A 4,241-nucleotide genomic window follows, 5' to 3' on the forward strand; every position below is an offset into this window, starting at 1 on the left:
AACTGTTCCGCGGCATCCCGATTTCTACATTAGATCGTTCGTCGGAGGCGTAGAGTGTGTATAAGAGACAGAGTTATAGGAGTAGTCATGGCTGCAGCTGACGAGTAAAACCGACGATCGAGGCCACATGGAGCACATCGGCGCAATCGACGAGAAATGATGGCCCATCCGGATTGATCGACCGGCACATGATCTGATCACCGCCGAAGTAAGGGATTTTGAACACAACGCCATCGCGCGTATCTAATATATGAGGCTCGCCCCACTTGATATTGGCCGGATAGTCGACAAACCGACAAGCGAGTTCATCGCCCGACAGATAGTCGGGAGCCATCGAGTCGCCCTCGATCTTGATGGTAAAATCATAAGCCGGGAAGGTGGTGATCACCGGGAAGCGCTCACAGTCCGCGTCGCAGGCGGCATTGGTGGCTATCGACAGCGCACCCGCCGCGGCCGTGAACGGGATGCGCGGCCGCGTCGCGCCCGGATTAGCACGGTCGATGGGACCGGCGTCAAAATCTTTTGACACTCGCGACGGGTCGCCATCCGCGCCCTGCGCCTGCTGTAGCATATCTCCTCGCCCTGTAAGCAGCCACGTAGGGTTAACCTGAGTGAGGCTGTCAATGATTTTTGACAATTTATCAGACCCAAGATTACCATCCTGCGCCATGTTGCTAATGTTGCCGCGCCCTAACCCGCAGCGCTCTTCCATTGCCCTGATAGATAAACCATAATGACTTGCAATAAGTTTAAGGCGCTCTTTGATTGTGCTAACGGATGACATGATTTTTTGCGGTTAATGTGATTGTCGTGACAAAAATTCCTGTCAAAAATTTTTGTCGTGTCAAATTTACGTGTTAACTTTGCAACGTCTTCCCCACAGGAAGACGCTCCAAAGATACGAAAATTTGCAATAACACTCAAACAACTACGCGAAATGTTAAAACACGAATTTGAGAAACTACTCGGCTACACGGTGGCGGACAAAAGCTATGTCGAAGCAAACACCATGTATATGAACGCCGGCGAAATGACCAAAGAGGACTTTTGCCGGGAGTGGCTTAAGATTGGCCACACCTCGCTGGCCCATGCGCTATCTGATAGCGTCAGCGAGCTCCGCAAGCAGCTCGACGAAGCGAAACAGACCATCGAAAACCTCAAAGCGGAGCGCGAGGCGATGGTCGAAAAGATACTCGACCAGTGGGAGTCGACAGGGTATGACGAATTTCGCGACGTCGCCGCAGGGTTTACTACTCCACGGCAGATATTACGCTATATCATCGACCACCAAATGCTCCTCTGCGCCGAGGATTACGACACCATAAGTGAGATGCTTGACAAAGAGCAGTAAACCAAATAACCGACAACCGACAATGAACCTATTTACAAAAATCAAACAAGGCTGGCAGGCGCGCCATCGACGCCGCCTCGCCGCGAAGCTGCAGCGCATGATCGCCGCCGCAGCCGACGAAAACGACGGAGCGCTCTCGCTCCACTGCGATATAATACTGCAGGGGGACATATATGTCTGTGGCGACACGGTACTGCAGGGTGACATGGATGCCCGTGGCGACATAATACTGCAGGAAGGCATATGTGTCCGTGGCGACATCCTCGCAGGGGGAGATGTGATCACAGACGGTAGAATAGCCTCAATGGGCGACGCATACGTGCATGGCCGGATCGACAGCCACAACGACGTAACGGCTTGTGCACACACCCCGGACTGGGTGACAGTGCCGAAAAAAAAGATAGAGGCCAACCCGTGAGGGCGCCTGCGGCGAAGAGTCGCCGCGAAACCATGTGGTGATTATATCGCTGTCCGCAGCAAGCAGGCGGGCGGCAGCCGGGGAGAGGATTTCCGGGAGGCTCCGGTCTCCCGCTCCCCGGCAACAAGGCCGGATAGCTTAGTTGGCAGAGCAACCGCGCGGTAACCAATCCGCCGGGGTGTCCGTGGTTCGAGTCCACGTCCGGCCACCACACAAACCATTAATCGACAACAATATGAAGCTAATTGGATTAATCAAAAAGGCGCTGAGGCGACTAACCTGCAGAAAGGGATGTTGGATGGAGGAAGTGACGGCATCAGACGGAATGAAATACATCCGATTCTCTCGTCCACTTGTGTCGGTAGGAGACTTAATTCCCTTTGAGGAGAGTGGCGCCGTCGAAGAGGTCCATGTGTCCACAGACAGGACAAACGAATCGAATCACTCTTAAACCCCAGCCCGGCGTCGGATGGAAATGATTATCCAAAGCCAACAGAGCATACACCTTGTTGTCTAATGCCATCAAAGCGTGGCAATGAGGACACGTGGGGTCTTTGACCTTTGAATGGATTAAATTCCATTCTTGCGCGGTCAAAACGCATAGATTGTATTGGTTCATAACGGTATAAATTTGACATCGCAAATATAGTGTAAATGGTCGGATCTGCAAAATCCATAGCGAGTATAAAGTTTGACACCTTTCTCCGGTCGTTTGCACAGCGCACGAACAGTGAGGAAATGCCGCTCACGTACAAACCTGCCAGGCGGTTGCAGCGTCGAAGCTGCCGTGCGCACTCATAACAACCCACAAACAAAGCAAGCAGATGAAAGCAAGAGCAGAACGGATTACCGGCGAAGCGGTCAAAGCGGCGATAGCAGCCATGACCGACCTGCGCAAGGATCTAAAACCGATCATTCAGGACATGGAGGCCACGCATGAGATGGATGAGCTGGCGCAAAACCTCAACTACTGCGCCCTTGTTGCCGCCGACAACGGCCTGGCGCAAGCCCTCCACGACGTCAACCACTGGATCAACGATAAGCACAACGCCAACACCAAAAGTATATGAAAAAGAGAGAGTACATAACCATCGCCCCTGACAAGCTCGAAGCTGTCTTGAGAGTCTATACAGATGGCGGCAAAAAAAGCAAGCCATCACTCCGTCTTATCCGCGCGACGCTGAACTACGAAAAGCCGCTGGGTATGTCGAAAAACGCAATAAAACTGCGTCAGATAATCCTGTGTGGAGGTGGTAAGATTACATACGATGGAGTGACGAGTGAGGAGGTGTTTTTTGACTCCGACGGCAGCTGGGTGCAGCGCTATTCAAATGGTGCTCAAATAACGATCAGTAAGGCCACAGGCAAGGCCGTGCTCACCCGTAATGGCAAGGTCAAGGTCGAAATCGAGCGTGCAAAACACTCGGAGATAATGGCGCTCCAGAAAGCCGCGCGCGAACTATAATCAGGGTGGGGTACGCGATGGAAGTGTATAATGGCAAAATAGCGGTCACGTTTGACGAGCTGACGTCGACAACCGACGGCGGAGCGGTGATCTCATGCAGCGCGCTCAAGGGCGTATTGCGTCGTCATCCGGAGTATCGCTTATCCAAGGGCGGCGGCCTCGGCCAAGTGTGCCGGATCGATTTTGACGCCCTGCGCGAGATGTACCGCCGTCGGTTTATCGCCAAATACGGCGATCCCCGCAAACTCCTTGCCGACGAGGCTCTGCGCGCCGAGCTTGATCTTACCATCGACGAGGCCGCCAAAAAATATTACGCCAACTACCGCTATGAGTTGCGCGGCGAGCTTGTGGCTCTCGGCGAGGATGTGCAGCGCCAGCTCGTCATCAACGCCTCTGTGCTTAACCGGATGATCGCCATAATCGAGCGCCGCGGCCTGCTGCGGGTTAAAAATGGCGGCGCCACCATGCGCCAGCTCCTTGAGACCGCCGGCGAAACATACGAGCAGCTGCGTGACGCCTACGAGCACACCCTGCCCACAAGCGTAGAGCGGTTGCGCACCAAGATCAATGAGTATAAGCGCGACGGCTACCCCGCGCTGATCAGTAAAAAATATGGCAACAGCAATACCGTGGTGATCACAGAGGAGAGCGGCGAGTATCTGATAGCCCTCAAGCGCTCCAAAATGCCGGTCTATACTGACTCGATGCTCTACACCGCCTACTGCCTGCGCGCAAAGCAGGAGGGGTGGAAGGTGCCGCGCAGCGTACGCTCCCTCACTGACTGGCTCGACCGCCCCGAAAACAAGCGCCTGTGGATGAGCGCCGCATACGGACAAGTCGCCACCGATCAGGCCTACAGCCGTAAAAACACCACCATCCTGCCGAGTATGCGCGACTCACTATGGTATGGCGACGGCACCAAACTCAACCTGTACTACAACTGTCAATTATACCCATCTGAAGCCACCGAACAGCGACCCAGAGCAGACAAATGCAGAGACCAGACA

Annotated in this window: 5 protein-coding genes, 1 tRNA gene and 1 pseudogene; 6 read left to right on the forward strand and 1 reads right to left on the reverse strand. The window is 53.9% G+C overall.

The features are described from left to right. Positions 1-85: 85 nt before the first annotated feature. Positions 86-712 (reverse strand): S24 family peptidase, encoded by a 627-nt coding sequence (locus C5O24_RS11120; protein ID WP_133165549.1) that lies wholly within the window; start codon positions 710-712, stop codon positions 86-88. A 225-nt stretch (positions 713-937) separates the two neighbouring features. Between C5O24_RS11120 and C5O24_RS11125 the strand changes: the two genes are divergently transcribed. From C5O24_RS11125 to C5O24_RS11155, 6 genes and pseudogenes are all read left to right on the forward strand, one after another. Continuing rightward, positions 938-1,351, forward strand: a complete 414-nt coding sequence (locus C5O24_RS11125; protein ID WP_107036689.1) for a hypothetical protein — start codon at positions 938-940, stop codon at positions 1,349-1,351. Positions 1,352-1,373: 22 nt separating this feature from the next. Further along, positions 1,374-1,769 carry a bactofilin family protein gene (locus C5O24_RS11130; protein ID WP_107036688.1) on the forward strand — a complete coding sequence of 132 codons (396 nt, stop codon included), beginning with the start codon at positions 1,374-1,376 and terminating at the stop codon, positions 1,767-1,769. Positions 1,770-1,896: 127 nt separating this feature from the next. Next, positions 1,897-1,980, forward strand: a tRNA-OTHER gene (locus tag C5O24_RS11135). Between the two features lie 613 nt (positions 1,981-2,593). Beyond that, positions 2,594-2,839: a hypothetical protein gene (locus C5O24_RS11145; RefSeq protein ID WP_107036686.1), complete on the forward strand. Its 246-nt coding sequence runs from the start codon at positions 2,594-2,596 to the stop codon at positions 2,837-2,839. Next, positions 2,836-3,234, forward strand: a complete 399-nt coding sequence (locus C5O24_RS11150; RefSeq protein ID WP_107036685.1) for a hypothetical protein — start codon at positions 2,836-2,838, stop codon at positions 3,232-3,234. Before C5O24_RS11145 ends, C5O24_RS11150 begins: the two co-directional genes overlap by 4 nt. 17 nt (positions 3,235-3,251) lie before the next feature. Next, positions 3,252-4,241: pseudogene (locus tag C5O24_RS11155) on the forward strand (kinase); the annotation flags it as partial.

Source organism: Paramuribaculum intestinale (assembly GCF_003024925.1).
GTDB lineage: Bacteria > Bacteroidota > Bacteroidia > Bacteroidales > Muribaculaceae > Paramuribaculum > Paramuribaculum intestinale.

Bases quoted from the DNA above. Each gene is read 5' to 3' on its own strand.
- C5O24_RS11125 (WP_107036689.1), top strand. From the start codon at position 938: ATGTTAAAACACGAATTTGAGAAACTACTCGGCTACACGGTGGCGGAC.
- C5O24_RS11150 (WP_107036685.1), top strand. From the start codon at position 2,836: ATGAAAAAGAGAGAGTACATAACCATCGCCCCTGACAAGCTCGAAGCT.
- C5O24_RS11120 (WP_133165549.1), bottom strand. From the start codon at position 712: ATGGAAGAGCGCTGCGGGTTAGGGCGCGGCAACATTAGCAACATGGCG.
- C5O24_RS11130 (WP_107036688.1), top strand. From the start codon at position 1,374: ATGAACCTATTTACAAAAATCAAACAAGGCTGGCAGGCGCGCCATCGA.
- C5O24_RS11145 (WP_107036686.1), top strand. From the start codon at position 2,594: ATGAAAGCAAGAGCAGAACGGATTACCGGCGAAGCGGTCAAAGCGGCG.